This window comes from Streptomyces sp. NPDC026377, assembly GCF_055567715.1.
Map to the genome: position 1 here is coordinate 17,405 of NZ_JBVHPV010000002.1, position 25,506 is coordinate 42,910.

Below are 25,506 nucleotides of genomic sequence, written 5' to 3' on the forward strand. Positions count from 1 at the left end.
CACCCACCAGGGTACGTGGCGTGCGGGGCGCCCGGCTCCCGAGTATCCCGGCGCGGGGGTGCGGGCCGGGCCCGCTTCCCCCTCCCCGGCCGGCGTCAGGTCAGCCCCGCCGTCCTCGCCCGCTCCACCGCCGGGCCGATCGCGGCCGCCACGGCCTGCACGTCGGCCTCGGTGGAGGTGTGGCCGAGGGAGAAGCGCAGGGTGCCCCTGGCCAGGTCGGGGGGTGTGCCCGTGGCGAGCAGGACGTGGCTGGGCTGGGCCACGCCCGCCGTGCAGGCCGAGCCGGTGGAGCACTCGATGCCCTGGGCGTCCAGGAGCAGCAGCAGGGAGTCGCCCTCGCAGCCGGGGAAGGTGAAGTGCGCGTTCGCGGGGAGGCGGCCGCCGGGGGCCGGGTCGCCGCCCAGGATGGCCTCCGGGACCGCCGCGCGGACCGCGTCGACGAGCCGGTCGCGCAGGGCGCCGACCTCGTGCGCGAAGTCGGCGCGGCGCTCGGCGGCCAGCCGCCCGGCCACGGCGAACGCGGCGATGGCGGGGACGTCCAGCGTGCCGGAGCGCACATGGCGCTCCTGGCCGCCGCCGTGCAGCACGGGAACGGGGGTGTACTCACGGCCGAGCAGCAGCGCCCCGATGCCGTAGGGGCCGCCGATCTTGTGGCCCGATACGGTCATCGCGGCGAGGCCGGAGGCGGCGAAGTCCACGTCGAGCTGGCCCACCGCCTGGACCGCGTCGGCGTGCAGCGGGACCTCGAACTCGCGCGCGACGGCTGCGAGTTCGGCCACCGGCAGGACCGTGCCGATCTCGTTGTTGGCCCACATGACGGTGGCCAGGGCCACGTCGGAGGGGTCGCGCGCGATCGCCTCCCGCAGGGAGTCGGGGTGCACCCGCCCGTGGCGGTCGACGGGGAGGTATTCGACGGTCGCGCCCTCGTGCTCGGCGAGCCAGTGCACCGCGTCGAGCACGGCGTGGTGCTCGACGGGGCTGGCCAGGACCCGGACCCGGCGGGGGTCGGCGTCGCGGCGGGCCCAGTACAGGCCCTTGACGGCGAGGTTGTCGGCCTCGGTGCCGCCGGCCGTGAAGACGACTTCGCTGGGCCGGGCGCCGAGTGCCTCGGCGAGCTCCTCGCGGGCCTCCTCGGCGGTGCGGCGGGCCCGGCGTCCGGCGGCGTGCAGCGAGGACGCGTTGCCGGTGGCGGTGAGCTGGGCGGTCATCGCCTGGACCGCCTCCGGGAGCATCGGAGTGGTCGCGGCGTGGTCGAGGTAAGCCATGGTGGGCCCGATTCTACGAGCCACCGGGACCGGCCTCAGGCGCCGAGGCCCCAGGAGACGGTTCCGTCGGCCATGACCAGGGCCGCGAGCACCACGAGGTCGGCGAGGCCGAGGGCGAGTCCCAGCCAGGCGCGGCCCCGGCGGACGGTGCCGTACCGCAGGGCGAGGCCGGCCAGCACGATGGCCATCGGGCCGAGTACGACGTTCATGACCAGCAGGCCGAGCAGTCCGAGGACGAAGGAGGCGACGGCCATGCCGTCGGCGTCCTTGTCACGGGCACGGCGGCGGTTCAGGACGAGATCCATGGTCAGGCCCTTCGGTGCGACGAGAAGCGTTCACGTACGGCGAAGACGATCAGCCAGAGCCCGATGGCGCCGGCGACGGCCAGGGTGACCGGGAGCGGAAGGTGCGCCGCTGAGCCCAGCACGACCCCCAGCAGGAGGAGGGCTGCGACGAGGAAGAGCATGAGTGCCTCTCAAGTCGATTTCGGAGTACGACTGTTAACTGACTACCCAGCCTAGCCTTTTCAAAATCAGCGAACGGTTGTTTACTGAGTGGAATGAGCCACACTCTCGGGATCCGGCAGGCCCAGAAGCAGAAGACGCGCCAGGCACTCCTGGACGCGGCCCTCGTCCTGCTGGAGCACCAGAGCCTCAGCAGCCTGGGACTTCGTGAGGTCACCCGGGCCGTGGGGGTCTCCCCCGCCGCGTTCTACCGCCACTTCAGGGACACGGCCGACCTCGGGGTGGCGCTGGTCGAGGGAGCACTGGGGAGTCTGCACGCGACGATCCGGGCGGTGATGGTGACCACCGGGGAGAGCGAGGAGCGCATCGACCGGGCGGTGTCGCTGATCGCCGCGCATGTGCGGGCGCATCCGGCGCACGTCCGCTTCATCGCGCGCGAGCGGCACGGCGGGGTGGCGCCGGTGCGGGAGGCCATCGCCGTCCAGCTGCGCCGGTTCGCCGACGAGGTGGCGGCGGCGCTGGGGGCGGACCCGGAGTCGCGCGGCTGGAGCGCGGAGGATCTGCTGATGCTGGCGGGGGTGTACGTGGATCACATGGTGATGACGGCCTCGGCGATCCTGGAGGCGGGGGCGGAGGCGGCGTGCGACGGGGAGGAGGCGGCTCTGCGCGCCGAGGAGGCGGTCATCGCCACGGCCCGGCGGCAGCTGCGACTGGTGACGCTGGGGCGGCGCCACTGGCTGGATTGACGGGGGCCGGGCGTTCGTCTGCGGGTGCGTGGGGCCGATGGGGGGCCGGGCGTTCGTCTGCGGGTGCGTGGGGGCTGGTCGCGCAGTTCCCCGCGCCCCTCAAAGTGACCCGGCACGGCAACACCGACAAGCGCCCGCGCCCCGACTACCAAGGGGCGCGGGGAACTGCGCGACCAGCCCCCACCGCCCGCGGACGAAGACCGGGTGCCAGAGCTACCGCTGGGCCCGGGCCAGTTGGCGGGACTGGGCCACCAAGCGGTCCGCGCTGTCCCAGACCTCCGCGTCCTCCTCCAGGAAACCCCCCGCCAGGTTGCGCGTGGTGATGGAGACCCGCAGCGGCCCCGGGGCCGGACGGCAGCGGATGTGGACGGTGAGCTCGACCGTCGGCGTCCAGCCGGTCAGGCCCATCTCGAACGCGGTCGGCGGCAGCGCGTCGACCGCGAGCAGCAGCGAGTACGGGTCGGCGTCGCGCCCGTCGGCCAGGCCGAACCAGCCGCGCATCTCGCCCTTGCCGGAGGGCGCCCCGACCGCCCAGCCGAGCGTGGTCGGGTCCAGCTTCAGCATCAGCCGGTCGGTGATGGCCGAGCTGCCCGGGATCGGCGCGGGGCCGTCCTCGGGGCCGAGGCAGTGCTCGATCGGCGGGATCACGGGCGGCTTGGCGGTGGTGCGCACATCGTCCGGGAGCGCGTCCAGGTCGCCGTAGGAGGCGAGGACGCGGATGCGCTCGACCTCGGCGCCGTTCTCGTCGTACTGGAAGAGCGAGGCCTGGCCGGTGGAGAGCGTGCGGCCGGTGCGTACCCGCTGGGTGCGGACGACGGCCGGGCCCGGGACCGAGGGCGTGAGGTAATGGGCCGTCACGCTGAACGGGTCCGCGTGCGGGAGCGCCCGACCGAGTGTGCGGCCGAGGAGGGCGAGGAGGTAACCGCCGTTCACGGCGTGGATGATCGTCCATCCGGCCGAGAGATGGGCGTCGTAGACGCCGTCTTCGTCTGCGCGCGGGGTGACGGCGGTGTCGCGGTCGAACTCGCTGTCCCCGATGGTTGCCTGTGCCATGCGGACACCGTACACGGGGACGTTACTGAGCGGTAGCTTTTTTTCTGGGACGTAACGGCGGCGGACAGGCGCCTACTCCTCCGCCGCCGCGCTCCTCCTGTTCCACGCCCTCGGGGCGCGCCAGTGGTAGTGCATCGCCGCCAGGCGCAGCAGGAACGCGGCGACGACGGCGAAACCGCTGGTCAGAGCATTGAGGGTGTCGAAGCGGATACAGAGGGCCACGATCGTGGCGCCCACGATCGCCGGCACCGCGTAGAGGTCGCGGTCCCAGCGGAGCAGGGACGGCACCTCGTTGGCCAGGACATCGCGCAGCACGCCGCCGCCGACCGCCGTGGCCAGGCCCAGGGTGGCGGAGGAGGTGAGGCCGAGCCCGTAGTCGTACGCCTTCGTCGTGCCCGTGACGCAGAACAGGCCGAGGCCCGCCGCGTCGAAGACGTTCACCGCGCGCTGGGTCCGCTCGACCTGGGGGTGGAGGAAGAAGACCAGGACGGCGGCGAACAGCGGGGTGAGGAAGTAGCCGAGATCGCTGAACGCGGCGGGCGGCACCGCGCCGATGATCAGATCCCGGAACAGCCCTCCGCCCAGCGCGGTGACCTCGGCCAGGACCGCGATGCCGAACACGTCGAAGTTCTTGCGTACGGCGAGCAGCGCGCCGGAGATCGCGAAGACGAAGATCCCGGCGAGATCCAGCGAATGCTGGACGGAAGGGGTGAACAGTTCGTGGAGCACCCGACATTTTTACCCCGGCGCCTGTTCGGCGCCCGAACGCGCCGGGTGCTCCCGCCCGGCTACCGGGCCCGCTCTCCTACCAGGAAGGCTTTCCGGTCGTGTGGATCCACGTCTGGAAGAGGTCGTCCAGCTGCTGTCCCGAGATCCTCTCGGCCAGCGCGACGAACTGGGCGGTGTCGGCGTTGCCGTACCGGTGCAGCCTGGTCCACGTCGGCAGCAGCTTGAAGAACGCGGCGTCCCCGATGCGCTCGCGCAGCACCTGGAGCGTCAGCGCGCCGCGCCGGTATACCGCTCCGGCGAACATCGTGTCGCGCTGCGGGTCGGCGACCTCGCGCTGCCAGAACGGGTCGGTGGCGGGCACCCGGTTGTAGTAGGCGCGGGCCAGGTCGTGCGCGGTGCCGCGTCCCTTGTGCTCCTCCCACAACCACTGCGCGTAGCTGGCGAAGCCCTCGTTGAGCCAGATGTCCTTCCACTGCGCCACCGAGACCGAGTCCCCGAACCACTGGTGGGCGAGCTCGTGGACGATCGTGGTCTCGGTGCGCACCGCCGAGTACGCGGGCTTGGACTGCACTTCGAGCGAGAACCCCGCCTGCGGCATGTCGTCGACGATCGCACCCGTCTCCTCGAACGGGTACGGGCCGAAGACCTGGGACCAGTAGTCGGTGGCCTCGGCGGTGACCGCGTACACGTCGACCTGGTTCTGGTTCCTCAGGACGGGGTCGACGGCCACGTAGATCGGCGTCCCGGCCGGGGTCCTGCCGCGCTTCACGTCGAACACGCCGATGGTCGCCGTGGCCAGGTAGGTCGCCATCGGCCGGTTCTCGCGCCAGTGGGCGTACGAGCGGCCGCCCCGGTCGTACGAGGAGACCAGGCGGCCGTTGGAGACGCCGGTCAGGCCCTTGGGCGCGTCGATGCGGATGTCGTAGGTGGCCTTGTCGGCGGGGTGGTCGCTGGAGGGGAACCAGGTGGAGGCGGCGTTGGGCTCGCAGGCGACGAAGACACCGTCCTTGGTCTTCATCCAGCCGTAGTCGGACCCGAAGACGATGGGGCCGTTCAGGGCGAGGGGCACTCCGCCGTAGACGACGGTGACCTCGAACTCGCTCCCCTTGCGCAGCTTGTGACGGGGCGTCACGACGATCTCGTCGCCGTCACGGGTGAAGTCGGCGGCTCTGCCGTTCACCCGTATCGCGTCGACGGACAGCTTCTGCAGGTCCAGGTCGAAGCGGGTGAGGGTCTGGGTGGCGCGGGCGGTGATGGTGGTACGCCCGTCGAGCCGGCCGGACTCCGGGTGGTAGCTGACGCCGAGGTCGTAGTGGAGGGCGTCGAAGCCGCCGTTGCCGAGGTCGGGGAAGTACGGGTCGCCGATCCCGGCGGCGCCGGGCGAGCCGCCGCCGGGTGCGGCGGCGATGGTGAAGGCCGAGGCCGCCGCGGTGGCGAGGGCGAGCAGCCGTGAGGTGCGACGTGCCGAACGGGAGAGTGCCATGAGTCTGCCCTTCGAACGCGTTTCCGTGCGTACGGACAGGCAGACTCTGCACTCTCCCGTTTCGGCGTGAACATGACTTTACCGAACCGTCATGCGTTACTTGTCGGTTGACTCCTGAACCGGGGCATCCGGTCCGGCCGCGTCCGGTCCGCCCGCGTCCGGTGTCTCGGCGGGCCCCGCGGGCGTGGCCCCGGTGGTCCCGGCGCCCTTCGCGGTCGCCGTGGCCTCGGGGGTCGCCGTCGCCTCGGGCGTCACCGCGGTCTCGCCGGTCGGCGCCGCCTCGGCGGTCGCCACGGCCGCGGCCGCGGCCTCGACCCTCGCCGTCGCCTCAGCCGCGGCCTCGGCCCCGGCCTCCGCCTCGGTCGTCGCCTCGGCTTCCGGTTCGGCCGTCGTCTCGGCCGCCGCGGCCTCCGCGGCCCCGCCCTTGGTCACCGACAGCTCGACCGCCTGCCGCGCCTGCGGCAGCACCGCCTCGCCCGGGACCTGGTCCGGGGCGTTCTCCGGGTGGTGGCAGGCCACCTGGTGGCCGGTCTTCAGGGCGATCAGCGGCGGCTCCTGCGTCTTGCAGACCTCCGTCGCCTTCCAGCAGCGGGTGTGGAAGCGGCAGCCGCTCGGCGGCGAGATGGGCGAGGGGACGTCGCCCTTGAGCAGGATGCGCTCGCTCTTGACGCCCTTGCGCTTGGGGTCCGGCACCGGCACGGCGGAGAGCAGCGCCTTGGTGTACGGGTGCATGGGCGCGGCGTACAGCGACTTGCGGTCGGCGATCTCCACGATCTTGCCGAGGTACATCACCGCGATCCGGTCCGAGACGTGCCGGATGACCGAGAGGTCGTGGGCGATGATCACGTACGTGAGGCCCAGCTCGCTCTGGAGGTCGTCCAGCAGGTTGACCACCTGCGCCTGGATCGACACGTCGAGCGCCGAGACCGGCTCGTCCGCCACGACCAGTTTCGGGTTGAGCGCGAGCGCGCGGGCGATGCCGATGCGCTGGCGCTGGCCGCCGGAGAACTCGTGCGGATAGCGGTTGTAGTGCTCGGGATTGAGGCCCACCAGCGCCATCAGCCGCTGGACCTCCTTCTTCACCCCGCCCTCGGGCGTGACGCCCTGGAGCCGGAACGGGGTGGAGACGATCCCGCCGATGGTGTGGCGCGGGTTCAGCGAGCCGTACGGGTCCTGGAAGATCATCTGCATGTCGCGCCGGAGCGGACGCATCTTCCCGGCCGACAGGTGCGTGATGTCGTGGCCCTCGAACTCGACCTTGCCACCGGTGGGTTCGAGCAGCCGGGTGATCAGCCGGCCCATCGTCGACTTGCCGCAGCCCGACTCGCCCACCACGCCGAGGGTCTCACCCGCCCGGACGTCGAAGGAGACGCCGTCGACCGCCTTGACCGCGCCGCTCTGCCGCCCGAGCAGCCCCTTCTTGATGGGGAAGTGCTTGGTCAGCCCCTCCACCCTGAGAAGCGGCTCGGGCGAGGCGGCCGACTGCTCCGGGATCGCCTGCTCGGTACCCTCGGTGCCCGGGGTGGGCTTCTTCTCGCTCTCGCTCACAGCTTCGGCGCAATCTCTTCGGTCCAGATACGGGTCCGCTCCTCCTGCGACATGTGGCAGGCCGAGAAGTGCCCTTCGGCGTCGTCCCACTGCTTGAGCTCGGGACGCACGGTGCGCGTGACGTTGTCCTTGGGGAGGTCCGCGTACGGGCAGCGCGGGTTGAAGGCGCAGCCGGACGGCACGTTGATCAGCGACGGCGGGGAGCCCTTGACGGGGATCAGCCGGTCGGTCTCCTCGCGGTCGATGCGCGGCATCGACCCCAACAGGCCCCAGGTGTAGGGGTGCTGGGGCTCGTAGAAGACCTTCTCGGCGGGTCCGCGCTCGATGCACCGGCCGCCGTACATCACCAGGAGGTCGTCCGCCATCTCCGCGACCACGCCGAGGTCGTGCGTGATCATGATGACCGCGGAGCCGAACTCCTTCTGCAGGTCCCGGATGAGGTCCAGGATCTGCGCCTGCACGGTGACGTCCAGGGCGGTGGTCGGCTCGTCAGCGATCAGCAGCTCCGGGTTGTTGACCAGCGCCATCGCGATCATCGCGCGCTGGCGCATACCGCCGGAGAACTCGTGCGGGTAGGAGTCCACGCGCTTGCCGGGCTCGGGGATGCCGACGCGGTCCAGCATCTCCACGGCCCGCTTCCTGGCGACCTTCTTGGAGACCTCGTTGTGGACCCGGTAGGCCTCCACGATCTGCGCGCCGACCGTGTAGTACGGGTGCATCGCCGAGAGCGGGTCCTGGAAGATCATCGCCATCTTCCGGCCGCGCAGCCGCCGCACGTGGTCGGGGTCGGCGCCGATCAGCTCCTCGCCGTCCAGCCACACCTCGCCGGAGATCTTCGCGTTGGCGCTGCGGTGCAGCCCCATCACACCGAGCGAGGTCACCGACTTGCCGGAGCCGGACTCGCCCACGATGCCGAGGGTCTGGCCGGGCTTGATGTCGAAGCTGACCCCGTCGACGGACTTGACCAGGCCGTCGTCGGTGTTGAAGTGGATGCGCAGGTCCCGTACGGAGAGGAAGGCCTCCCCGGCGTCGGCGGGACGCTCGGCCACCGGCTCGCCGACGGCCGCGCCGGTCTTGTTCAGGTCGCTCACGAGAGCCTCACCCTGGGGTCGATCGCGGCGTACACCAGGTCCACCAGCAGATTGCAGAGAACGATGAAGAAGGCGGCGACCAGGGTCACGCCCATGACGACCGGGAGGTCGTTGTTGCGGACGCCGTCGACCGCGTAGAAGCCGAGGCCCGGAAAGGAGAAGACCTGTTCGGTGATGACCGCTCCGCCGATCAGCAGACCGAAGTCCATGCCGAAGATGGTGACGATCGGGGTGAGCGCGGCACGCAGGCCGTGCTTGCCGACGACGGTCCGCTCCCGCAGGCCCTTGGCGCGGGCGGTGCGGATGTAGTCCTCCCCCATGGTCTCCAGCATTCCGGCCCGGGTGAGCCGGGCATAGAGCGCGGAGTAGAGGAAGGCGAGGCTGCACCACGGGATGATCAGGTTCCAGGCCCACTCGGCTGGATTGTCCATGAACGGCACGTAGTGCACACCGGACCAGATGGGCCATTGGACGGTGAACAGTCCCTGGCCCAGCATCCCGGTGAAGAAGATCGGGAGGGAGACGCCGGCGAGGGCGATCGCCATGAAGAAGCGGTCCATGAACGATCCCCGCTTCAGGGCGGAGACGACGCCGACCGCCACACCGGAGGTCAGCCAGATGACTGCCGCACCGATGGCGAGGGAGAAGGTGACCGGGATGCGGTCGGTCAGCTGCGGCCAGACCTCGACGTGGTTCTTGAACGAGTAGCCGAAGCAGGGGGCGTTGCAGACCGAGGCGTCGGGGCCGAACTGGTAGGTGGCGCCGACGAAGATCTGCTTGATGAAGTGCCAGTACTGCTCGTAGAGCGGTTGATCGAACCCGAGGTTCTTCTTCACCGCGGCGATCGCACCGGCGTTGGCGTCCTTGCCCACGTACTGGGCGGCCAACTGGTCCATCGTCTGGCCGGCGAGCCGGGGCACCAGGAAGTAAATCGCGAAGGTGACCGCGCTGACGATCAGCAGCAGGACCACCGCGCCGAAAGCGCGTCGGATGATGTACGCAGCCACAGCTGTCCGGCAGCCGGTGCCCGCCAGGCCGGGGGTCTTCCCGACCCGGCGGGCACCGGAGCCTTCACCTGCCTTTCAAAGAACTCGGGGGCTCAGCCGCTTACTTGGAGGAACCCATCAGCAGGTAGTCGTACATACCGAGGTACGCCTGGGTGACCGTGACGTTCGTCGCGGACGTCGGGCGGAACAGCAGGTTCTTGCGGTAGATCAGCGGAACGGCGGAGGCGTTCTCGGCGACCATCTTGTCGATGTCGCCCCAGGCCTTCTCACGGGCGGTCTTGTCCGTGTTGGCGATGGCGTCGTTCAGCGCCTTGTTGATCGCCGGGTCGTTCAGCTCCTGGACGTTGTTGCCACCGGACGGCTTGATGGCCGCGCCGTTGATGATCTGGTCCAGGAAGCCGAAGCCGGTCGGCCAGTCGGCACCCCACGCGGTCATGATCATGCCGAGCTTGTGGTCGTGCACGTACTGCGGGTTGCCGGCGAAGTTCTGGAAGTACTTACCCGCCGGGAAGGACTTGATCTCGGCGTTGATGTTGAGCTTCTTCAGCGACGCCTGGACCGCGGTGGCCATGGCCATCTCGGAGGGGCGGTCGGAGCGGGCCGTCAGGTTGGTCGAGAAGCCGTTCGGCTGACCGCACTGCTTGAGCTCGTCCTTGGCCTTGGCCTCGTCGCCCTTGTCGCCCGGGGTCTCGTACAGGTTGAACTTGGCGTAACCGTTGACCGACGGCGGCAGCAGCGTCGAGGCGACGTCACCCTTGGGCGCGCCACCCGCGGCGGCCTGGATCGACGCCTTGTCGATGCCCCACTGGACGGCCTTGCGGCAGTGGATGTTGTCGAACGGGGCGACGTTCACGTTCAGACCGATGTACGAGGTCGCGCCGGCGTACGAACCGTCGGTCTGCGACTTGTACTTCGGGCTGGTGAGGACCTTCGGCTGCGTCTGCGGGGAGACACCGGTGCCGGCCGCGTCGACCGTCAGGTTGTCGGCGAGCAGGTCGTTGTCGACCGTGACCGCGTTGACCTTGAACCGGATGCTGATCTTGTCCGGCAGGGCCGGGCGGTTCGGGTCGGTCTTCGGGTCCCACTGCGTGTTGCGGACGAGGGTGGCGCCCTTGCCCTCCTCGTACGACTCGAACTTGTACGGGCCGGAGGAGACGATGTGCTGGACGTAGGTCGCGCCCTTGTCCTTGTCCCTCGGCACCGGCGCCGTCTGCGAGAACGTCGCGAGGTAGTCGAAGTCCGCGAAGGCGTCCTTCAGCTTGAAGACGATGGTGGAGTCGTCCGGGGTCTCGATGGACGCGATGCCCTTGGGGTCCTTGTTCTTGTACGGACCCTCGTACTTGTCGCCGCCCTCCAGGTGCGACTTGAAGTACGTCGGGCCGTTGGACAGGGCCTCGGGGGCGAAGTTCGAGCGCTCGACGGCGTACTTGATGTCCTTCGAGGTGATCGGCGTGCCGTCCTCGAACTTCAGCCCCTTCTTCAGGGTGTACGTCCAGGTCTTCGCGTCGGGGCTGGCCTTGCCGAGCGACTCCGCGAGGTCCGGGACCACGGTCAGGCCGTCCTTGCCGGCGGCCGGCTTGAACGTGGTGAGCGTACGGCCGTACAGACGGGAGAAGTTCTGCACCCAGCCGTAGTACGTGTTGCCCGGGTCCAGGGAGTCCGGAACGTCCGACATGGCGTAGGTGGCGGTGCCACCCTTCTTGTCGGACTTGTTCACGATCTGGCTGAGCGCGGCGTCGGTGACCGACTTACCGCCCTTCTTGCCCCCGTCGTCGTCCTTGGAGTCGTTGCACGCGGTGGCCCCCAGTGTCAGCGCCACGGCGGTAGCGATCAGAACGGTCGCTTTTCTCGTCTTCACCTGAGGAATGCCCCCTCTATGGATGGTTGCGGCAGATGTGTCGTGTGTGGCAGGTGCCGCGTGCTTACTTGCCTCGCGGGTCGAGGGCGTCTCGCAGCCCGTCGCCCAGCAGGTTGAACGCCAGGACCGTGATGAAGATGGCCAGGCCCGGCACGATCATGTACTGCGGGTCCGCCTCGTAGAGGTCGGTCGCGGTGGAGAGCATTCCGCCCCACGATGCCTGCGGCGGCGAGATGCCGACGCCGAGGAAGCTGAGTCCGGCCTCGAACAGGATGTTCGTGGGGATCAGGAGCGTGGCGTAGACCAGGATCGGCGCCACCAGGTTCGGCAGCAGTTCCCTGATCAGGATGAACGGGCCACGGGCGCCGAGGCTCTTGGCGGCCTCGACGAACTCGCGCTCGCGCAGGCTGAGCGTCTGGGCCCGGACGATACGGCCCATGTACGGCCAGCTGAAGAAGCCGATCACGAAGATCAGCACGCTGATCCTCAGGGGAAGTCCGGTCATGCCGAACGCCCCGTCCTGGAGCGACGCGGAGATCGAGATGGCGAAGAGCAGCAGCGGGAACGCCAGGAAGACGTCCATCGCGCGGCTGATCAGGGTGTCCGCCCAGCCGCCGTAGAACCCTGCCGTGACGCCCATGATCACGCCGATGACGACCGAGAGCAGCGTGGCGCCGCCCGCGACGAGCAGCGACACCCAGGAGCCCTCGATGATGCGGGACAGGATGTCGCGCCCGTACTGCGGGTCGACCCCCAGCGGGTGCTCCCAGCTCATCCCGCCCCAGGCTCCCTTGGGTGCCAGCAGAGCCGGGTCGATCAGATCCTGGTGGAACTCGTTCGGGTCGAGCCCGAACGCCCACTGGATGGGCTTGGAGAGAACGGCGAGCAGGACGAGCAGGACGACGACGACGCCACCGGCGACCGCGAGTTTGTCGCGCTTGAAGCGCGTCCAGGCGATCTGTCCGAGTGAACGGCCCTCGATCTGGCTCTGCTTGGCCCCCGTGAGTACTGCCTCCGGCGGCACCTCGGCAGCCGATCCGGTGGTCTCGAGCGGTGCGGTCACAGTGCCTCTGACCCCTCCCGGCCGGCGGTTGGCCGGCCCGTACCAGCCGCTGTGGCGGCTTGTTCCATCAGGTGGTGCGGTGATCTGCGACGGGCCAACCGGCCCTTGTTAGCCGGGAGTCTTCAACGCGTTCGCGATCACCCGCCAGACCTGACGGTGAATGGTTGCCTAAACGTGATGCGGTCAGATGACTTCCGTTATGCGGACGTCGTGATCGTCTGAGCGGACCAGTCAGGCACTAACCGACCAGATCGGTCATGTCGCCCAACTGCCCTGATGAACTGGCGAATTGGGTGGACCAGTCGGTGACAACCGGGACAGGGCCGGCGGTTGGGTACGGGTGGGGCGTGTGCGGCTTGTGCGACTTGCGGGGGCGCGGTCAGTAGGCGCGCGGGGCGGCCGGCGGATAGCCGTAGCCGCTCGCCGGGGCCGCCGGGGCGGCGTGCGCCTCGCGGTCGTAGAAGGGCCGCCCCTTGGCGCGCAGCCACATCCCGACCGGGTCGTACTCGTCGGAGAGGGCGACCGTGGAGACCGGCAGGCCCTCGGGGACGGCGGCGACCGACTGCTGCATCATCGCGCGCACCGCGTCGACGGAGTGCGGCCCGGTGTCGTAGAGGTCGAGGCCGATGGCGAGGTAGGGGGTGCCGAGCGCGGGCTGCACCCAGGCGCGGCGCAGCGCCCGCACGGCCGGGGTGCGGTGCGCGTGCTGCGTGAGCAGGGCGTAGAACTGCGGGATCTCCACGGCCGGTTCGGTGATCCGCAGCGGGCCCGCGGGCATCCGGTCCAGGCCCGTGGCGATCCGGCGCAGGTCGGGCCACGGGATGCCGACCCCGCCGCCGGGGGCGTGCGGGTTGAGCCAGATCCCGTACCGGTCGGGGTAGAGGGCGCGCGCGATGTCCCGGCCGGTGACCACCTCGTGGGCCCGGTTCCAGCCACTGGCGGAGAGCTCCTGGGCGGAGGTCACACAGGGTGCGTACGCCACCCCGTCGATCTCCATGTTCCCGTACTGCGCGTCGGGGGCGCCGGGGCCGCCGTGCCACAGCAGCATCCACAGCCGGCCGGAGGAGGGATCGGCGAGGGCGTGCAGCAGCGCCTCGTACGCGTCGTAGCGCCCGGGGGCCACCTGGCGCAGCATGTGCTCGACCTGCCCGGCCGCCGCGGTGCCTGACGCACTCACCCTGGGTCCCGCCCCTCTTCGGTCCCCCGCGGCGCCGGTGCACAGGCGGGCGGCCGTGGGGGTTCTACGGATTATGGAACCAGCTTATGCGGGAGGGCGGCGCGGCGGCCCGCGCGTGGGCGGACTAGAGGGCGGGGCGCGTGTAGAAGGGGCGCACCCGGTCCCGCATCCAGTCCCCCACCGGGTCCTGGGCGACGTCGAGCAGCACCAGGTTCACCGGCCAGCCCACCGGGACGCGGCCCAGCGCCCGGCCGAGCGCCTCCATGGGGGCGTTGCGCCCGGCCCCGTCCCAGGTGGAGAACTCCACCCCGATGAAGAGCGTGGGCTCGTCCCCTTCGATGGAGGCGAGCGCGCGGCGGGCGGTGCGCACCACGCCGATGGCTTCGAACTCGGCGGAGGCGGCGGCCAGGAAGTCCACCGGGTCCTCCTGCCAGTCGGGCTCGAAGAGCCGCACCCGGGCGCCGGTGGCGGGGCCGTCCAGGGCGGTGCGCCCGGTCCGGCACAGCTCGGCCACGGCGGGCGGCGGCAGCGGTACGCCGACCGCGCCCTCGGGGTTCAGCGCGATGCCCAGCTGCGGCGGCAGACCCCGGGCGAACTCCACGGCCGGCGCGATCGCGAACGACATGTGCGGGCCGACGCACTGGAGGAACTGCTGCTCGGAGCTGTAGACCGGGACGTACGGCGCGCCGTCGATCTCCATGGTGGGCAGATCGAGGTCCCGGCTGTCCTGGCCGCCGCCGTTGGGGAGCGGCACCCAGACGGGGTTGCGGCCCATCACCTCTATCAGGCGGGGGCCCGCCGTGGGGTTGCCCAGCGCCGCCGCCAGGGCCTCCTCCAGCTCGTTGCCCGGCCAGCCGCCGCCGCCCTGCGGGAGCGGGTGCGGGAAGTTCATATGCCGTCCTTCATCTGCGGGTGACTGCGGGCCGTACGGGGCCGCTCGCGCGTGCCCCGCGCGGAAACCGTCCCCGCGCGGAAACTCTAGCCCCGGCCGGGGGGCTCGCCGAAAGCGATGCGGTCCACCGTCCTCGCCGCCTCCCGGTCCAGCAGGACCGCCGACGCGACCCCCCTGGGGAGGCGGCCCGCCGCGACCGCCGCGATCAGGCGCGGCACCGCCCGGCAGTGGCGGGCGAAGGCGTACGCGGAGACCCTGCGGCCGCGCGCGGCCTGGCCCGCGAGCGCCACCTCGGGCGAGACGTCGAGCAGCACCAGATGGAGGGCGCGCCCCCGCCGGGCCGCCCGCCGCGCCAACGACCAGCGCACCCAGGCGTGGGTGCCGCAGTCGTGCACGACCAGGCCCTCGCCCGCCCGCAGGGCCCGGTGCATCCGCAGGAAGTGGGCGACGCGGGCCACCGGGCGGTACAGCGCGTACGGCACCCCGGGCAGCCGGGCCTCCCAGGCCCTGCGGGTGTCCTGGGAGTCGATGCCGAGACCGGGCGCCGCCTGCCGCAGCAGGGTCGTCTTGCCGCTGCCCGGCAGCCCGGAGACCACCACCACGTCGCCCGCCGCGAACCGAAGCGTGCGCGGGGCACGTCCGGCGCGCCCGCGCAGGTCCCGCACCACGGGCGCCGCACCGGGCGCCGTGGCGCGCTGCGCGGGCACCGCCGAGCGGGCCTTCGCCGCCGTGTGCCTGTGCACCGTCATCGGTCCCCCCTTGCCGGGTCGTGCGACCCTTCCCCAATGTACGTAAAGAGATGGTAATGAGAGCTGAGTGATGTGCCGTTCCGCGGACCCGTGCAATGATGTGCCCGCCAACTGCATACCGGCCGCTTGAATCCACGCGGGAGAGTCCCCGGCAGTTCCCCACGGCCCGAAAGGGCCGGGCGGATCGCGGGGCGCCGAAGGAGCAAGTCCCTCCCTTGAATCTCTCAGGCCCCGTACCGCGTGGATGAGGCAGATCTGAAAAGCGGGTCGCGCGTTCCCGGACGGCGCGGCTCCACCCAAGGTGCAAGCCGGGTCTCCCGGCGAACCTCTCAGGTTCCGATGACAGATGGGGAGGATCGTCCTCGCCGTCATGCCCTGGGAGCCACACCCTCATGAGCAACCCCCGTCTCACCGCCCTTGACGCGACGCACCGTTCGCTGGGCGCGACCATGACCGACTTCGCCGGCTGGGACATGCCGCTGCGCTACGGCAGCGAGCGCGACGAGCACAACGCCGTCCGCACCAGGGCCGGTCTCTTCGACCTCTCCCACATGGGCGAGATCACCGTCACCGGCCCGGAGGCCGTCAAGGCCCTGGACCACGCGCTCGTCGGCAACATCGCCACCATCGGCGTGGGCCGCGCCCGCTACACGATGATCTGCCAGGAGGACGGCGGCATCGTCGACGACCTGATCGTCTACCGCCTCGGCGAGAGCGAGTACATGGTCGTCGCCAACGCGGGCAACGCCCAGGTCGTCCTGGACGCGATCACCGAGCGCGCGGCCGGTTTCGACGCCGAGGTCCGCGACGACCGCGACGCCTACGCGCTGCTCGCCGTCCAGGGCCCCGAGTCCCCGGGCATCGTCCAGTCGCTCACCGACGCCGACCTGGACGGCCTGAAGTACTACGCGGGCCTGCCCGGCACCGTGGCCGGCGTCCCGGCGCTGATCGCCCGTACGGGTTACACCGGCGAGGACGGCTTCGAGCTCTTCGTGGCCCCGGCCGACGCCGAGAAGCTGTGGCAGGCGCTGACCGAGGCGGGCAAGGCCGCGGGCCTGGTGCCGTGCGGTCTGTCCTGCCGCGACACCCTGCGCCTGGAGGCGGGCATGCCGCTGTACGGGCACGAGCTGACCACCGGGCTCACCCCGTTCGACGCGGGGCTCGGCCGGGTCGTGAAGTTCGAGAAGGAGGGCGACTTCGTGGGGCGCGCGGCCCTGGAGGCCGCCGCCGAGCGCGCCGCCGCCAAGGCGCCGCGCAAGCTGGTCGGCCTGGTGGCACAGGGCCGCCGGGTGCCGCGCGCCGGGTTCTCCGTGGTCGCGAACGGGGAGGTCGTGGGCGAGGTGACCTCGGGCGCCCCGTCCCCGACGCTGGGCAAGCCGATCGCCATGGCGTACGTGGACGCCGAGCACGCCGCACCGGGCACCTCCGGTGTCGGCGTGGACATTCGCGGTACGCATGAGCCGTACGAGGTCGTGGCGCTGCCGTTCTACAAGCGCCAGAAGTGACCCCTCGCACACGCCCCGCATGACTTTTCCGTTCACCACCACTCCCCCTCGTACAGGAGAATTCAGCTCATGAGCAACCCCCAGCAGCTGCGCTACAGCAAGGAGCACGAGTGGCTGTCGGACGCCGAGGGCGGCGTCTCGACGGTCGGCATCACGGAGCACGCGGCCAACGCGCTCGGTGACGTGGTGTTCGTCCAGCTCCCGGCGGTCGGTGACACGGTGACCGCGGGCGAGACCTGCGGTGAGCTGGAGTCGACCAAGTCGGTCAGCGACCTGTACTCCCCGGTGACGGGCGAGGTGGTCGAGGCCAACCAGGAGGTCGTCGACGACCCGTCGCTGGTCAACTCCGCCCCGTTCGAGGGCGGCTGGCTGTTCAAGGTGCGCGTCGAGGGCGAGCCGGACGACCTGCTCTCCGCCGACGAGTACACCGCGTTCGCAGGCAGCTGACCTTCCGGCGTAAGGACTGATCTTCCGATGTCGCTTCTGAACACCCCCCTCCACGAGCTGGACCCGGACGTCGCCGCCGCCGTCGACGCCGAGCTCCACCGTCAGCAGTCCACCCTCGAAATGATCGCCTCGGAGAACTTCGCTCCGGTCGCGGTCATGGAGGCCCAGGGCACGGTCCTCACCAACAAGTACGCCGAGGGCTACCCGGGGCGCCGCTACTACGGCGGCTGCGAGCACGTGGACGTGACCGAGCAGATCGCGATCGACCGGGTCAAGGACCTGTTCGGCGCGGAGTACGCCAACGTCCAGCCGCACTCCGGCGCCTCCGCCAACCAGGCCGCCCTGTTCGCGATCGCCCAGCCCGGCGACACGATCCTCGGCCTGGACCTGGCGCACGGCGGCCACCTCACCCACGGCATGCGCCTGAACTTCTCCGGCAAGCAGTTCAACGTGGTCCCGTACCACGTTGACGAGGCCGGTCTGGTGGACATGGCCGAGGTCGAGCGCCTGGCCAAGGAGCACCGCCCCAAGGTGATCATCGCGGGCTGGTCCGCGTACCCGCGCCAGCTGGACTTCGCCGAGTTCCGCCGCATCGCGGACGAGGTCGGGGCCCTGCTGTGGGTCGACATGGCGCACTTCGCGGGTCTGGTCGCGGCCGGGCTGCACCCGAACCCGGTGCCGTTCGCGGACGTGGTCACCTCCACCACGCACAAGACGCTCGGCGGTCCGCGCGGCGGCATCATCCTGGCCCGGAACAAGGACTTCGCGAAGAAGCTGAACTCCGCGGTCTTCCCCGGCTTCCAGGGCGGCCCCCTGGAGCACGTGATCGCCGCCAAGGCGGTCTCGTTCAAGGTCGCGGCCTCGGCGGAGTTCAAGGAGCGCCAGCAGCGCACCCTGGACGGCGCCCGGATCCTCGCCGAGCGCCTGGTCCAGGACGACGTCACCGCGCACGGCGTCTCGGTCCTGTCCGGCGGCACGGACGTGCACCTGGTCCTGGTGGACCTGCGCGACTCCGAGCTCGACGGCCAGCAGGCCGAGGACCGCCTCCACGAGGTCGGCATCACGGTCAACCGCAACGCCGTCCCGAACGACCCGCGGCCCCCGATGGTCACCTCGGGCCTGCGGATCGGCACGCCGGCGCTGGCCACCCGCGGTTTCGGCGCGGACGACTTCCGTGAGGTCGCCGACATCATCGCCGAGACCCTGAAGCCGGACTTCGACAAGGACGCCCTCGCCGCCCGGGTCTCCGCCCTGGCCGCCAAGCACCCCCTGTATCCCGGCCTGAAGTAGTTTCGTACCCTTTTGTTCGTACGAACCTTCGGGGCATCGCGCACACTGGACAGTGAGTGCGGTGCCCCGAACCCTTGCACCGCCCGTTCCACCTGCTCGTTCTGCACCACCCGGCAGACAACGGCGTCTACCTCACCAAGGAGTTTTTCCGTGGCCATCTCGGTCTTCGACCTGTTCTCGATCGGCATCGGCCCGTCCAGCTCCCACACGGTCGGCCCGATGCGCGCGGCCCGGATGTTCGCGCGCCGCCTGAAGAACGAGGGCCTGCTGGCCCACACCGCCTCGATACGGGCCGAGCTGTACGGCTCGCTGGGCGCCACCGGCCACGGCCACGGCACCCCCAAGGCGGTCCTGCTGGGCCTGGAGGGCAACTCGCCGCGCACGGTCGACGTGGAGAGCGCCGACGACGAGGTGGAGCGGATCAAGTCCAGCGGGCGGATCAACCTGCTCGGCGCGCACGAGATCCCCTTCGACTTCGACGAGGACCTGATCCTGCACCGCCGCAAGGCGCTGCCGTACCACGCCAACGGCATGACGGTCTTCGCGTACGACAGTGAGGGCGCCCTGCTCCTGGAGAAGACGTACTACTCGGTCGGTGGCGGCTTCGTGGTCGACGAGTCCGCCCTGGACAAGGAGGGGGCCGCCGGGGAGAACCCGATCGTCCCCGACGACACCGTCCTGAAGTACCCCTTCCGCACCGGCGACGAGCTGCTGCGCCTGGCGCGCGAGACGGGTCTGTCGATCTCCGCCATGATGCTGGAGAACGAGAAGGCCTGGCGCACCGAGGACGAGATCCGCGCCGGGCTCCTGGAGATCTGGCGCGTGATGCAGGCGTGCGTCTCGCGCGGCATGTCCCGCGAGGGCATCCTGCCGGGCGGTCTCAAGGTCCGCCGCCGGGCCGCCACCACCGCCCGCCAGCTGCGCGCCGAGGGCAACCCGGACGCGCACGCGATGGAGTGGGCGACGCTGTACGCCATGGCGGTGAACGAGGAGAACGCGGCGGGCGGCCGGGTGGTCACCGCCCCCACCAACGGCGCCGCGGGCATCATCCCGGCCGTGCTGCACTACTACATGAACTTCGTGCCCGGCGCGGACGACGAGGGCGTGGTCCGCTTCCTGCTGGCCGCCGGTGCGATCGGCATGCTCTTCAAGGAGAACGCCTCGATCTCGGGCGCCGAAGTCGGCTGCCAGGGCGAGGTCGGCTCGGCCTGCTCGATGGCCGCGGGCGCCCTGGCCGAGGTCCTCGGCGGCACCCCCGAGCAGGTGGAGAACGCCGCGGAGATCGGCATGGAGCACAACCTCGGCCTGACCTGCGACCCGGTGGGCGGCCTGGTCCAGATCCCCTGCATCGAGCGCAACGGCATGGCGGCCGTGAAGGCCGTGACGGCGGCGAAGATGGCGATGCGCGGCGACGGCAGCCACAAGGTCTCCCTGGACAAGGTCATCAAGACCATGAAGGAGACGGGCGCCGACATGTCGGTGAAGTACAAGGAGACCGCGCGCGGCGGCCTGGCCGTCAACATCATCGAGTGCTGACGGCGGTGAGCGCACCCGACGTCCCCTGACAGCGCCCCGGCTGTCCGCGAAGGCGGTGGCGAGGACCCCTGTGGTCTCCTCGCCGCCGCCTTTCGCCATGCAAGAAAGGAGACGGATTCCGCTTCCCGAACGAAAGGGCGACCCCCGCCCGGCTGCTCGGAATGGCCGATCACCCATTGATCGGAACCCGCCGGTTCAGTTTGGCCAATTACCGTACTCCGCTTGCACGTTACGGACGACTACAGTACGTTATCGCCGTCTTTCCGGCCTTCGTCCGAGGACTCACCTGCTCCACAAGCCGAGGAGTGGAACATGCCGCGCGGGATCGAGTGCGCCGGATCCGACCTCTGCGAAGAACTCGCGGGAGCCCAGGACACGACGTTCTCGATGGTGTACGAGGGCGAGCCACCGAGCCGCATCATCCGCGCGACCGAGAATTTTCGGCTGATGGCCGATCTGTCACCGATGACGCTCGGCCATCTCCTTCTCCTGCCGGTGGATCACTATTTCAGCTTCGCGCAGCTGATAAAGGACTTCGGCGAAGAACTCCGCGGATTCATGGGAACGCTCGAACCGGCGTACCGGGAAACCTTCGGGGCTTTTACGGTACTGGAACACGGGTCGTGCCCCGGCATGGAGTCGAGCGCCTGCATATCCCACGCCCACTGGCACATCCTGCCGGTCGACGGACGGCGCGTGAACGAGCTCATCCTGGCCGACGGGCTCGCGTCCACCGCCCTCACCGACCTGGACCAGCTCGCCGAGTTCGACGACGTCCCGTACTTCATGTGCCGGAACGACGAGGAAGCGCGGGTCTACCGGCCGCGGCGCGGCATGCCCCGCCAGTACCTCCGCTCCAGGGTCGCGAGGACCGTCGGCATCGCGGATCCCCTGTGGGACTACGCCCTCGTCGTCCGCAAGGAACTCTTCCGTGAAACCGTCGCGCTCACCTCGGCCTGGCGCGTGAAAACGGATCCCCACTCGAACTGAACGCAGCCCGGAGGAACCCGCATGTCCGGTGTATCCATTTCCATCGACGGCCCGACCGCCAGCGGCAAGACCACCCTGGCCACCGGCCTCGCGGAGGAACTGGGGCTGGCATTCCTGGATACCGGCGTCACGTATCGCAGTCTGGCTTATGCCCTGAACCACGAACCCGTCGAAAGACTGAGGCGAGAACTGGGATCTCTCCTCGTCCACCAGCCGGAGGTCCACCACCGGGGGCGCGGCGGGGGAATCTGCCAGCACCATCGCGTTCTTTTTCAGGGGGAGGACATCACCGACCGGATCTGGAACGCGTCACTCGACACGAACCTGAAATCGATTGCCCAGGACGAGGGCTGCCGCCGGGAAATCCTCCTGATGCACCGGGACATCGTGGAGAAGTACGAGAACATCGTCGCGGTCGGCCGTGACGTCGCCGTCACCCTGCTCCCCCGGGCCTCGCTCCACATGTATCTCACCGCGGACCTGGCCGTTCGCAGGGAGCGGCGCCGGGCCCAGTACCGGGACCTCAAGGACCGCTCCACGGCCGTCGGTCCCGCGACCGAACGCGACCTGGAGAACCGCGACGCCATCCGGGCCATGCCGAACGCCCTGGAGATCGACTCCACCTACAGTCCCGCCCCGGCCGTCTTCAAGGCCGCTCTGCACGGGCTGCGGCGGTACTCCTCGTGAACGCCCGGGAGGAACGGCCGGCGTACTCCGACGAACCGACCCGGGTGCAGCAGCTCATCAGCACCTTCCTCACCGGCCAGTCGGGAACGAGCCTCGACACGGACGGACTCCACATCCGGCTGACCGCGGGAGCGGACGCCAAGGACGACTGCGCCGTCTACGACCTGAGCTCGCCCATGAGCCTGGTCGTCGGCTCCGACTACGTCCGCGGCCCCAAGTTCGTCCTCTACGAGATGGGCCTGCTCTCGGGGTTCGACATCGGCTACTACCTGGCCGTCGCCAACGTCAGCGACATCGCCGCCATGGGAGCCACCCCGATCGGTCTGCTGAGTGTGGTGCGCTATCCCCACGAGGTGGACGACGCGGAGTTCCGGCAGGTGATGGCGGGCATCCACCAGGGGTGCACGGACTGCGGAACACTGAACGTCGGCGGCGACATCGGCAACGCCGAACGGCTCATCCTCTCCGCGACCGCGTTCGGCGTCTGCCGACCGGGGGCCGCGCTGATGCGCGGCGGCGCCCGCCCGGGTGACCTGCTGTGCGTCACGGGGCCCTGCGGGCTCCTGGGCGCGGCCGTCGCCTACTTCCCCCGTCGGAGCACGTTCGGGAAGGCCCTTCCCGAGGAGGTCGAGCACCGGCTGCTTCAGGCCTGGAAGCGCCCGCGGGCGCGCGTCGCCGAGGGGCGGCTGCTCGGCGCGAAGTCGTATGCGACGGCCTGCCAGGACACCTCGGACGGCCTCAAGGCGACCGTCGAGCAGATCATGCGGGCGAGCGGTGTGGGGTTCCGCGTCATCGAGGAGGACGTTCCCCTGGACCCCGCCGTGGGCATGGTCGCCGACCTCATGGGCGTCGAGCCGCTGGCGCTGGCGATGAGCGCGTCCTCGGACTTCCAGCTCGCCTTCACCCTCGGCGCGGGTGACCTCGACACCTGTCGCTCGGAGTTCGACCTGGCCGGGCTGGACTTCCATGTCGTCGGCGGGGCGACGGATACCGGAAGAGCCGAGTCCGTCAACCGCGCGGGGGTCGCACGTCCGCTTCCGGGAGTCGCCTGGAAGCACCAGAAGGCGGATGTCAGCCTCCTCGCCGCCGGGCCCGTGGAGGATTAGCGCGGGAGTCGCGAAGAAGTGCGGTACCGGTCGGTGCCGCGACCGGGAATCGACCCTACAATCAAGAAATGAGGTCCTTGTCGGCCAAGCTTCTGGATCGCTTGATCCTGCTCGCGGCCAGTGTCTGCATGGTGGCCCGTCAGTACGATTTCCCCGAGCGTAAATTCTGGGCCGAATTAACGGGCGGTCGCCCGTACCTCATAGTGATCCTGATCTGCACGATCGGAATATTCGGAGCCTTCACCCCGTTCCAGGCGCTGTCCGAACGCAATAGGGTCGAGCGCAGGTCGGCCATTCGCCAGGAGGTTCTCACCCACTACGGAAAGATGGTGGGGATCGCCATCCGCGCGCATCCGCCGATCGAATTGCAGGATCTGGGACTCCACGTCTGGCGCGTTCGCAGATCACTCCGCCACCCGCTGCACGGATATCTCCAGCGCGTCGCCACCTATCGGCTCGGCAGCACCCCGGCCACCCGGACTTTCGCGCCTCCCCGCGGCGTGGGCGTGGTCGGTCTCTGCTGGGAGCGCAATACGGAGGTGTCGGTCGACGTGGAGGAACTGGCCGCCGCCCTCACCGACCGGGAGAGGTTCGAGGCTCATCGGGCCGCGCACGGACCCGAGTCCGTCATGAGGCTCAGCTGGGAGGAGTTCCAGCGCGTCCGGCACCGCGGCGCGGTCTTCGCCAGCCCCATCCGGGGCGCGACCGGCGCCTTTCGCGGGTGCGTCAGTGTGGACGCCGGCCGCGGGCACGACGGCCTGGACGTCCCGGACCTGTGGCACGAGGTCAACTCCCTCTGCTCACGCCTCGGTCACGGCGGTCTCGACGACATCTAGGGCCGGACAGGGGGAGGCGGGCTACCTCCGGCCCCGGTGCGCGCCCGCGAGGCCCTCGGCCGCGTCGTCCGCGGAGCACGGCTCACCCGTCCAGGAGTCCGGCTCGCAGTTCGGCACCGCCCGGCGGATCCCGCCCCGCGGATCGTCCACATCTCCGTAATGCCGGGGAATCAGATGGATATGGAGATGGTCGACGGTCCGGCCGGCGGCCCGGCCTTCGTTGACCCCGATGGTGTATCCGTCCGGATGGTGCCGGCCGTCGATGTTCTCCTGCGCGGACCGGATCAGGGAATAGGCGTCCCTGAGCTCCCTCGCCGTCAGATCGAAGAAGGACTCGACATGCCGCTTGGGTACGATCTCGACATGTCCCTCCGCGGCCGGGAAGTTGTCATACCGGACGAAGAACGTCTTGTTCTCCCGCATGATGCGGTTGAACTCCGGCTGATCCCGTCGGCAGAAGATGCACTTCTCGTCCTGCGCATTCCCAGAGCCGGCCGAACGCCGCCCCCTGCTGCCGTCCTGCCCGGCCCAGCAAAAAATATGAGGTACGAAACGACCCCACCCTGCCGCCGGACCCAGTGATAATGAGAAAGGCACCGCCCACTCCTTTTCCTCTTTATTCACTTCATCCCACCGAGCGAGCGCGAAAGCCGACCGGCGAGTAACGTGTCAGAACGGTAGCGAAGTCCTCAGGGAAACGCTAGCGGGTGAGGCGATCGCGAGCTTGTGAAATCGAGGGACCCGACTCATGTTGGGACAGTTCTGTCCCGTTCATTTTTGAGTCGTTTCCTATAATGTCGCGTGCGGGACTCTTGTTGGTCCGGTCGCACGATCGATCATGGTGAAATCGCAGCGGGGGCGGCGCATCGCGAGCGGGCGGAGCCGCGCGGCCCGGCGGAGAACGTCACCGGCCGGCCCGCGTCGAGGCGGGCCGGCCGGCGGGGTCGGGGGTCACTTGTCGAGGGACGCCCAGAACTCCTCGAAGGAGAGCTTGCCGTCGCCGTTGGCGTCCTTGGCCCTGATGATCGCCTGGGCCACGGTCTCGGTGACGTGGAAGTCGCCCAGCTGAGCCATGACCTGCTTGTACTCGGTCGCCGTGATCTCGCCGTTGCCGTCGACGTCGAGCCGCGCGAACGCCTTGCGGGCCTCTTCGATGTCCGCCACTGGGTCCACCCCTATCTTGGTGCGTTTTTGACGGGGGTCAGACTAACCGGCCCGCCGCCCCGCCCCGTACGGCGGTGGGACCCGGCGGACGGCCGATGACGAAGCCGATGACGGGGCGGATGATGGGTGCGAGAGAAGGCAGGGACATGGAACAGGAACTGAGCGGACTGAGCGGACTGAGCGGCATCCTGGCCGCCGCCGCGCGCGGGCACTTCCCGCCCGCCGACGGGACGACGACCGTCGTTCCCCAGCCGAACCCGCGCGACGCGGGCGTGCTGGCGTTCACCGCGCACTCGGTGGTCTTCCTGGACGAGGACCCCACGTGGGTGCGGGACACGCTCGCCGCCACCGACGCCGATCCGCTCGGCGCCTCGATGAACCCGGGGTTCCTGGCCGCGCTGATGGCCCGAACCGGGCGCCGGATGAACTGCGTCGACCTCCTCACCTGCGCGTCCGCCCTGCCCGGCGAGCCGCCGCTCGCCCTGACCGAGCTGCACGATCCGGACCACCCCCGGGTGGCGCGGGCCCACAAGTTCCGCGACGACGTGCGGGTGTGGGCGGCGGACGGCGGGGTGCTGGTGCTCGGGCGGGGTGTGGCCGGGCGCTGGGAGGCGGCGATCGAGGTGGACGAGCGCGCCCGGGGGCGCGGGCTCGGCGTACGGCTCGCGCTGGCGGCGCGGCATCTGGCGCCCGAGGAGGTCGTCTGGGCGCAGCAGTCTCCGGGCAACGCCCGCAGCGTACGGACGTTCCAGGCGGCCGGGTACCGCCCCGTCGGCTCGGAGGCCCTGCTCGTGGCGCACTGACCGCACGGCAATGGCAA

26 protein-coding genes and 1 riboswitch are annotated in these 25,506 nt (G+C 70.1%); of the genes, 10 read left to right on the forward strand and 16 right to left on the reverse strand.

The features are described from left to right. Positions 1-95: 95 nt before the first annotated feature. The 3 genes from ACZ4MU_RS04225 to ACZ4MU_RS04235 are packed head-to-tail and all read right to left on the reverse strand — an operon-like array spanning position 96 to position 1,731. The gene (locus tag ACZ4MU_RS04225; protein ID WP_467870717.1) at positions 96-1,265 is read right to left on the reverse strand and encodes a cysteine desulfurase family protein; all 1,170 of its coding nucleotides are present in this window, start codon (positions 1,263-1,265) and stop codon (positions 96-98) included. A gap of 35 nt (positions 1,266-1,300) precedes the next feature. Next, positions 1,301-1,570, reverse strand: a complete 270-nt coding sequence (locus tag ACZ4MU_RS04230) for a DUF4190 domain-containing protein (RefSeq protein WP_467870720.1) — start codon at positions 1,568-1,570, stop codon at positions 1,301-1,303. Positions 1,571-1,572: 2 nt separating this feature from the next. After that, the gene (locus tag ACZ4MU_RS04235; protein WP_467870722.1) at positions 1,573-1,731 is read right to left on the reverse strand and encodes a hypothetical protein; all 159 of its coding nucleotides are present in this window, start codon (positions 1,729-1,731) and stop codon (positions 1,573-1,575) included. Positions 1,732-1,824: 93 nt separating this feature from the next. Between ACZ4MU_RS04235 and ACZ4MU_RS04240 the strand changes: the two genes are divergently transcribed. Continuing rightward, positions 1,825-2,475: a TetR family transcriptional regulator gene (locus tag ACZ4MU_RS04240; protein WP_467870723.1), complete on the forward strand. Its 651-nt coding sequence runs from the start codon at positions 1,825-1,827 to the stop codon at positions 2,473-2,475. Positions 2,476-2,688: 213 nt separating this feature from the next. On the opposite strand, the gene ACZ4MU_RS04245 is transcribed toward ACZ4MU_RS04240, so the two are convergent. The 11 genes from ACZ4MU_RS04245 to ACZ4MU_RS04295 form a co-directional block, all read right to left on the reverse strand. Then, positions 2,689-3,528: a thioesterase family protein gene (locus ACZ4MU_RS04245; protein ID WP_467870726.1), complete on the reverse strand. Its 840-nt coding sequence runs from the start codon at positions 3,526-3,528 to the stop codon at positions 2,689-2,691. 72 nt (positions 3,529-3,600) lie between these two features. Next, on the reverse strand, positions 3,601-4,257 hold the full coding sequence (locus ACZ4MU_RS04250; protein WP_467870728.1) for a trimeric intracellular cation channel family protein: 657 nt from the start codon (positions 4,255-4,257) through the stop codon (positions 3,601-3,603). A 76-nt stretch (positions 4,258-4,333) separates the two neighbouring features. Beyond that, positions 4,334-5,740, reverse strand: a complete 1,407-nt coding sequence (locus ACZ4MU_RS04255; RefSeq protein WP_467870731.1) for a M1 family metallopeptidase — start codon at positions 5,738-5,740, stop codon at positions 4,334-4,336. Between the two features lie 96 nt (positions 5,741-5,836). Continuing rightward, positions 5,837-7,288 carry an ABC transporter ATP-binding protein gene (locus tag ACZ4MU_RS04260; protein WP_467870734.1) on the reverse strand — a complete coding sequence of 484 codons (1,452 nt, stop codon included), beginning with the start codon at positions 7,286-7,288 and terminating at the stop codon, positions 5,837-5,839. Further along, positions 7,285-8,379, reverse strand: coding sequence for an ABC transporter ATP-binding protein (locus tag ACZ4MU_RS04265; RefSeq protein ID WP_467870736.1), 1,095 nt, complete (start codon positions 8,377-8,379; stop codon positions 7,285-7,287). The genes ACZ4MU_RS04260 and ACZ4MU_RS04265 overlap by 4 nt, the downstream gene beginning before the upstream one ends. Next, entirely contained in the window at positions 8,376-9,386 is a 1,011-nt protein-coding gene (locus ACZ4MU_RS04270; protein ID WP_467870739.1) for an ABC transporter permease, read from the reverse strand. The genes ACZ4MU_RS04265 and ACZ4MU_RS04270 overlap by 4 nt, the downstream gene beginning before the upstream one ends. Before the next feature lie 100 nt (positions 9,387-9,486). Then, entirely contained in the window at positions 9,487-11,244 is a 1,758-nt protein-coding gene (locus ACZ4MU_RS04275) for an ABC transporter substrate-binding protein (RefSeq protein WP_467870742.1), read from the reverse strand. Positions 11,245-11,308: 64 nt separating this feature from the next. Then, a complete protein-coding gene (locus ACZ4MU_RS04280) occupies positions 11,309-12,307 on the reverse strand; it encodes an ABC transporter permease (protein WP_467870744.1) in 999 nt (332 codons plus the stop codon). Between the two features lie 379 nt (positions 12,308-12,686). Then, positions 12,687-13,484, reverse strand: coding sequence for an enhanced serine sensitivity protein SseB C-terminal domain-containing protein (locus tag ACZ4MU_RS04285; RefSeq protein WP_467870746.1), 798 nt, complete (start codon positions 13,482-13,484; stop codon positions 12,687-12,689). A gap of 124 nt (positions 13,485-13,608) precedes the next feature. Beyond that, the gene (locus ACZ4MU_RS04290) at positions 13,609-14,376 is read right to left on the reverse strand and encodes an enhanced serine sensitivity protein SseB (protein ID WP_467870749.1); all 768 of its coding nucleotides are present in this window, start codon (positions 14,374-14,376) and stop codon (positions 13,609-13,611) included. 86 nt (positions 14,377-14,462) lie between these two features. Further along, on the reverse strand, positions 14,463-15,125 hold the full coding sequence (locus ACZ4MU_RS04295; protein ID WP_467870751.1) for an AAA family ATPase: 663 nt from the start codon (positions 15,123-15,125) through the stop codon (positions 14,463-14,465). A 127-nt stretch (positions 15,126-15,252) separates the two neighbouring features. Beyond that, positions 15,253-15,374, forward strand: a riboswitch (glycine riboswitch). 143 nt (positions 15,375-15,517) lie between these two features. Between ACZ4MU_RS04295 and gcvT the strand changes: the two genes are divergently transcribed. The 8 genes from gcvT (at position 15,518) to ACZ4MU_RS04335 (ending at position 23,522) form a co-directional block, all read left to right on the forward strand. Next, positions 15,518-16,630: a glycine cleavage system aminomethyltransferase GcvT gene (gcvT, locus tag ACZ4MU_RS04300; RefSeq protein ID WP_467870754.1), complete on the forward strand. Its 1,113-nt coding sequence runs from the start codon at positions 15,518-15,520 to the stop codon at positions 16,628-16,630. 69 nt (positions 16,631-16,699) lie between these two features. Next, the gene (gene gcvH, locus ACZ4MU_RS04305) at positions 16,700-17,077 is read left to right on the forward strand and encodes a glycine cleavage system protein GcvH (RefSeq protein WP_467870756.1); all 378 of its coding nucleotides are present in this window, start codon (positions 16,700-16,702) and stop codon (positions 17,075-17,077) included. A gap of 27 nt (positions 17,078-17,104) precedes the next feature. After that, positions 17,105-18,367 (forward strand): serine hydroxymethyltransferase, encoded by a 1,263-nt coding sequence (gene glyA, locus ACZ4MU_RS04310; RefSeq protein ID WP_467870759.1) that lies wholly within the window; start codon positions 17,105-17,107, stop codon positions 18,365-18,367. A gap of 150 nt (positions 18,368-18,517) precedes the next feature. Then, positions 18,518-19,903: an L-serine ammonia-lyase gene (locus ACZ4MU_RS04315; protein WP_467870761.1), complete on the forward strand. Its 1,386-nt coding sequence runs from the start codon at positions 18,518-18,520 to the stop codon at positions 19,901-19,903. A gap of 312 nt (positions 19,904-20,215) precedes the next feature. Beyond that, on the forward strand, positions 20,216-20,893 hold the full coding sequence (locus tag ACZ4MU_RS04320) for an HIT family protein (RefSeq protein WP_467870764.1): 678 nt from the start codon (positions 20,216-20,218) through the stop codon (positions 20,891-20,893). A gap of 21 nt (positions 20,894-20,914) precedes the next feature. Beyond that, complete coding sequence (locus ACZ4MU_RS04325; RefSeq protein WP_467870767.1) at positions 20,915-21,580, forward strand: (d)CMP kinase; 666 nt, start codon at positions 20,915-20,917, stop codon at positions 21,578-21,580. After that, positions 21,577-22,686, forward strand: coding sequence for a thiamine-phosphate kinase (thiL, locus tag ACZ4MU_RS04330; protein WP_467870768.1), 1,110 nt, complete (start codon positions 21,577-21,579; stop codon positions 22,684-22,686). Before ACZ4MU_RS04325 ends, thiL begins: the two co-directional genes overlap by 4 nt. A gap of 77 nt (positions 22,687-22,763) precedes the next feature. Continuing rightward, entirely contained in the window at positions 22,764-23,522 is a 759-nt protein-coding gene (locus ACZ4MU_RS04335; protein WP_467870771.1) for a hypothetical protein, read from the forward strand. A 21-nt stretch (positions 23,523-23,543) separates the two neighbouring features. Here the strand turns inward: ACZ4MU_RS04335 and ACZ4MU_RS04340 are convergent, their stop codons facing one another. Together ACZ4MU_RS04340 and ACZ4MU_RS04345 are read right to left on the reverse strand one after the other, a co-directional pair. After that, positions 23,544-24,146, reverse strand: coding sequence for an HIT family protein (locus tag ACZ4MU_RS04340; RefSeq protein WP_467870774.1), 603 nt, complete (start codon positions 24,144-24,146; stop codon positions 23,544-23,546). A 327-nt stretch (positions 24,147-24,473) separates the two neighbouring features. Beyond that, on the reverse strand, positions 24,474-24,686 hold the full coding sequence (locus ACZ4MU_RS04345) for an EF-hand domain-containing protein (RefSeq protein ID WP_467870777.1): 213 nt from the start codon (positions 24,684-24,686) through the stop codon (positions 24,474-24,476). Between the two features lie 146 nt (positions 24,687-24,832). Here ACZ4MU_RS04345 and ACZ4MU_RS04350 point away from each other — a divergent pair, with 146 nt between their 5' ends. Further along, a complete protein-coding gene (locus ACZ4MU_RS04350) occupies positions 24,833-25,489 on the forward strand; it encodes a GNAT family N-acetyltransferase (RefSeq protein WP_467870779.1) in 657 nt (218 codons plus the stop codon). The last annotated feature ends 17 nt before the right edge of the window (positions 25,490-25,506 follow it).